Origin of the sequence: Paenibacillus profundus, assembly GCF_021369635.1 — a bacterium.
GTDB classification, from domain to species: Bacteria; Bacillota; Bacilli; order Paenibacillales; family Paenibacillaceae; genus Paenibacillus_B; species Paenibacillus_B profundus.
This window is the reverse complement of the sequence record NZ_JAJNBZ010000078.1, coordinates 1-4,033: the sequence shown is the minus strand read 5'-3', so window position 1 is coordinate 4,033 and position 4,033 is coordinate 1. Positions and strand designations below refer to the sequence as shown.

Here is a 4,033-nt window from a genome sequence, read left to right as displayed (position 1 = left end):
TTTTACCGGGTTGACGGCTCTTTTTCTACCATTTGATGGTTAATCAACAGGCTTGCTTGTATAATTATCTTTTCTAATTTATATTAACAATTCTTCTGCTACAGGGCAGGTTAGTGGAATGCCGTATGAACTATGGCTAACCATAATAAACGAAGTGGGCTCGGGATTCTTGTCCCCAACCCACTTTGTCAAACTGATTTGATTTTGCATATTGAATCTAGAGCAATTTAGCTCTATGAATGAGAGAGCAACATTATTTTGGACATATGTTGGTTTCTACTAACGAACTGGGACCGTAAAGCATTTGAGCACGAACAAAGTCTATTGGTATATTCACAGGTATCTCTAGGAAATATTCCAACTGCCATATCTGAGTTTTTTGAGCCTGACGGCTCGTAGGATTGTCCCAAGGAGGGTATACGCGTATTGCCCTTTTACCACCTTTACCTTTATTGGATACTATATCCTGTTCACATAGAACCACTTTTGGAAATATAAACTGACCAAAGTTACTACCTTTGCGTGTACTAATAACGAAGAAATCGACTGGATCTGATACGTCATATGGTTGGATCGGTCCATCCCCAATTCTCTCCCATAAAGTTACAAATTGCCCGACCTTTGTAGGAGTGATTCTTGCGACACGAAATCTAATGGAGAGAGCATTCAAGTTAAATACATACGCCCCATATTCAGCATTTTGTGCTTCTAGGAGTGGTCGAGAGCAATCAAACCTGCACGGGTTATAAACAAGATCCTTAGTGGCAAGTAGGTCACTATGAATTGTATCAGAGGAAGTCCAAAAATTTTGATCGCTAGGGCATGCTTTTGAAAATTCTCGATTTTTTTCATCCATCTGTTCAAATCCCCCATGTTTCCCATGTAGCAATCCATTGGTGCTCTTAATGTTCACTATCATAATGCAATCATAGCTAGTTCACAAGTTCACTTCAGCTAACGGATAACGTTAGTTGAATTGGCATATTTTCATTGAATATCTGGCGCTTCCTGATTTCAAACGACTTTGAGAGAGAAAATAATGGAAGAGGTATGACATTCAACATACATTGGCTTCCTGTGCATATGGGGTTGTTTTCGTTATGGCAAATGAAACACCGATTGGTCAACTATACAATTAGTGAATAAAGGAAACACTATATAATTGTTCCTTATATTTTATTCATCGGATGTATTTCACCACAAAGAATAACTGTGCTTCAGGCATGAATATACTCCCCGCTGAAATAAATGCCACAGGTAGAATACCAATAACAGCACCCGCATGTTCCAACTTAGACATATCCAGCACAATCGGATTTATCCGTTCTTCCGTGGGGCGCGGAAGTGTACTATATGGTTAATATGTAAAGTATTGTTTTGTTTTCGTAAAAGATATGGTAAAATATAGGTGTTCAATTATTGTACTACAAAGGAAGGTGAGGTTGTGAGTACTGTTACTGCGAAGCCTAAAAGCTTGGGGGAGCTAATACTGTTTCATCGCCAAAAGAAAGAAATGATCTTATCAAAGTTGCAAGAAGCAGTCGGCGTTGATAAAGGCAGCCTGTCGAGAATTGAAAACGGTGAAGTCAAGCGTCCGGATTTTAACATCATTCAATCCATAGCGGCTGTATTAGACATCCCCGGTGACGACATCGTAGAACAGTACATCGAGACTGGACATAAATCAGATGTGGTTTTCTCATTTTTGCAAAAAGATTTTGAAGCGCCAAGCAACGTTAGTAACCAAGATAGCCGCCAAGTTTCTCGAATCACCGAATGAAGACAGCTTAGACTTGATTGAGAAGCTGTACCAGACAGCAGTCTCCGTAAAAAATGAACCCATTCAATTATCAGTGTATAACCTCATCGTTGACTACTCACGTTCCCATGGATTATGCCTATATTGCAAAAGGACTATACCAAAAGTACATGATTGAACGAAATGATTTCAGCAAATTAAATGAAACCTATCAAATCAGGTAAAAATGTATTGGATTATGTTAATATTTTGAGCGATAAAGAGCGTATACTGCTTTATTATGGATTGAGTGTTCACGCTTATAGTCTGTCTTATGTATTATCATGACGCTATGGAGTTGGGCAATTATGTTGTGGAAAATGGAAAAGGCGAGTCTCAAGCACCCGCAACTGACAATGTATGCAATGCTTTTGAAAGGTATTTCATTTGTTTTTTTTGCATTTCCTTTTATTGTAGTATGGGGAGTGTCGTAAGGATTTTCTACTTTTTATTGTACTTTAGAGTGAATCGCTTGTTGCGATTCAAAAAAGGTGGTACCGCGATAACCTCGTCCTTTACTGGGCGGGGTTTTTTGTAGGGGAAACCGGCTTTTTTCATGAAAATCACCTTGAACAAGGATTGACGAAGAGAATATTCAGTAATAACATATAAAAGATCATTTCTATATGGAAAACACCTATTATCATACCACAGCCTTGTCTTTAGATTAGAGTTTGCATGTATGGAAATACGATGAAACGGAAGGAGACCGCGCAATGTCTGAGAATCGCGAATATTCAGGAGCTTTCCCCGACAGTAGTCGCCTAAGTCTGCAAGCTGACTGCGAGCACTGCTTCGGCTTGTGCTGTGTCGCGCTGCCCTACGCTGCTTCGGCAGACTTCGCGACTGACAAAGATGCCGGGAAGCCCTGCCAAAACCTGCAATCGGACTTCCGTTGCGGCGTTCACACCAGCCTTAGGCAGCGGGGCTTTCGAGGTTGCACGGTGTATGACTGCTTCGGCGCGGGGCAAAAGGTGTCCCGAGTTACCTTCGGTGGACACGACTGGCGGCAAGCCCCAGGATCCGCGAAACAAATGTTTGAGGTGTTCCCGATCGTGCGGCAGCTCCATGAGCTCCTCTGGTATCTGACCGAAGCGCTAACGTTGCAACCTGCCCGTCCTATCCAAGGTGCGCTCAGTCGGGCGCTTGACGAGACGGAACGCCTCACTCGCCTCGATCCCGACTCCATCATGGAACTGGACGTGGCAGCACACCGAGCAGATGTCAATGCTCTGCTCCTACGGACCAGCGAACTCGTGCGAGCCGAAGCCCTTCGCTCACAGAAGGGCCCCTCAGGCCGTCGGAAGACCTACGGCCGAGGTGCTGACCTTATCGGTGCCAAACTGAGAGGTGCCGATCTTAGATGCGCCAATTTGAGAGGGGCCTACCTTATTGCCGCTGACCTCAGAGGCGCCGACCTGAGAGCAGCTGACCTTATCGGTGCTGATTTCCGAGATACTGACCTCAGAGGTGCCGACCTCACCGAAAGTATTTTTCTCACCCAAGCCCAGATCAACGCGGCAAAGGGAGATGCCAACACAAAGTTGCCGCCGTCACTCACTCGTCCAACGCACTGGTCCGCCTTCGGAGGATAAAGCGAGCACTTGAGCGCTTTGAGAAAAAGACAAATCTTTAACCGAAAAAAATCCCTGCTTTCGACACAAAAAGTAGGGATTTTTGGCATTTTAAAAGACTTAGGGAAGTGTGTTAAATATACACTCTTTTTCCAGAAAGGGCCCCTTTAGTTCAATATTAGCTTTTATCGTGACTATACACATTTAATTTAAATCTTCAATTATATTAATAATGAACTCGGAAATATTTTTTATAGTTTGTTCAGAGAAGTCAAAATTGACACCTGTTTTTCTATAAATCTCCACAATCGATGAATTTCAATCCATACTTGCCTAATGTTAGAATATGTCTCCTGCTAGTGGAGAAATGAGCATAGAAAATGCACGATGCATTTGTTCACGCTGAGCTTTCTTACATTCATTGTGTTCAGGGCGATACTTTTCTATACCAAGTTCTGTTTCAAAGTGCTTCGCCAAACGTTTCCATACTGGGATAGTATACCTTTCAACAGATTCATGAAAAGTGTAACAATCTTGAATACTGTACTCTCTATTTTTTAGTGTAAATACATAGTCACTATAATTGTTAAATCCAATATTAAGTGACATTTGATGACGTAATTTTACAAGTTCATTCATAATACGGTCTACAGCAGGTTTT

3 protein-coding genes and 1 pseudogene are annotated in these 4,033 nt (G+C 42.1%); 2 read left to right on the top strand and 2 right to left on the bottom strand.

The features are described from left to right. Window positions 1-253: 253 nt before the first annotated feature. On the bottom strand, window positions 254-856 hold the full coding sequence (locus tag LQV63_RS31060) for a MepB family protein (protein ID WP_233699628.1): 603 nt from the start codon (window positions 854-856) through the stop codon (window positions 254-256). 588 nt (window positions 857-1,444) lie between these two features. Here LQV63_RS31060 and LQV63_RS31920 point away from each other — a divergent pair. Continuing rightward, a complete protein-coding gene (locus tag LQV63_RS31920) occupies window positions 1,445-1,780 on the top strand; it encodes a helix-turn-helix domain-containing protein (protein ID WP_325175948.1) in 336 nt (111 codons plus the stop codon). A gap of 734 nt (window positions 1,781-2,514) precedes the next feature. After that, window positions 2,515-3,393: a pentapeptide repeat-containing protein gene (locus tag LQV63_RS31050; protein ID WP_233699627.1), complete on the top strand. Its 879-nt coding sequence runs from the start codon at window positions 2,515-2,517 to the stop codon at window positions 3,391-3,393. A 318-nt stretch (window positions 3,394-3,711) separates the two neighbouring features. Here the strand turns inward: LQV63_RS31050 and LQV63_RS31045 are convergent. Then, window positions 3,712-4,033, bottom strand: a pseudogene (locus LQV63_RS31045) (hypothetical protein); the annotation flags it as partial.

Bases quoted from the DNA above. Each gene is read 5' to 3' on its own strand.
- LQV63_RS31050 (WP_233699627.1), top strand. From the start codon at position 2,515: ATGTCTGAGAATCGCGAATATTCAGGAGCTTTCCCCGACAGTAGTCGC.
- LQV63_RS31060 (WP_233699628.1), bottom strand. From the start codon at position 856: ATGGATGAAAAAAATCGAGAATTTTCAAAAGCATGCCCTAGCGATCAA.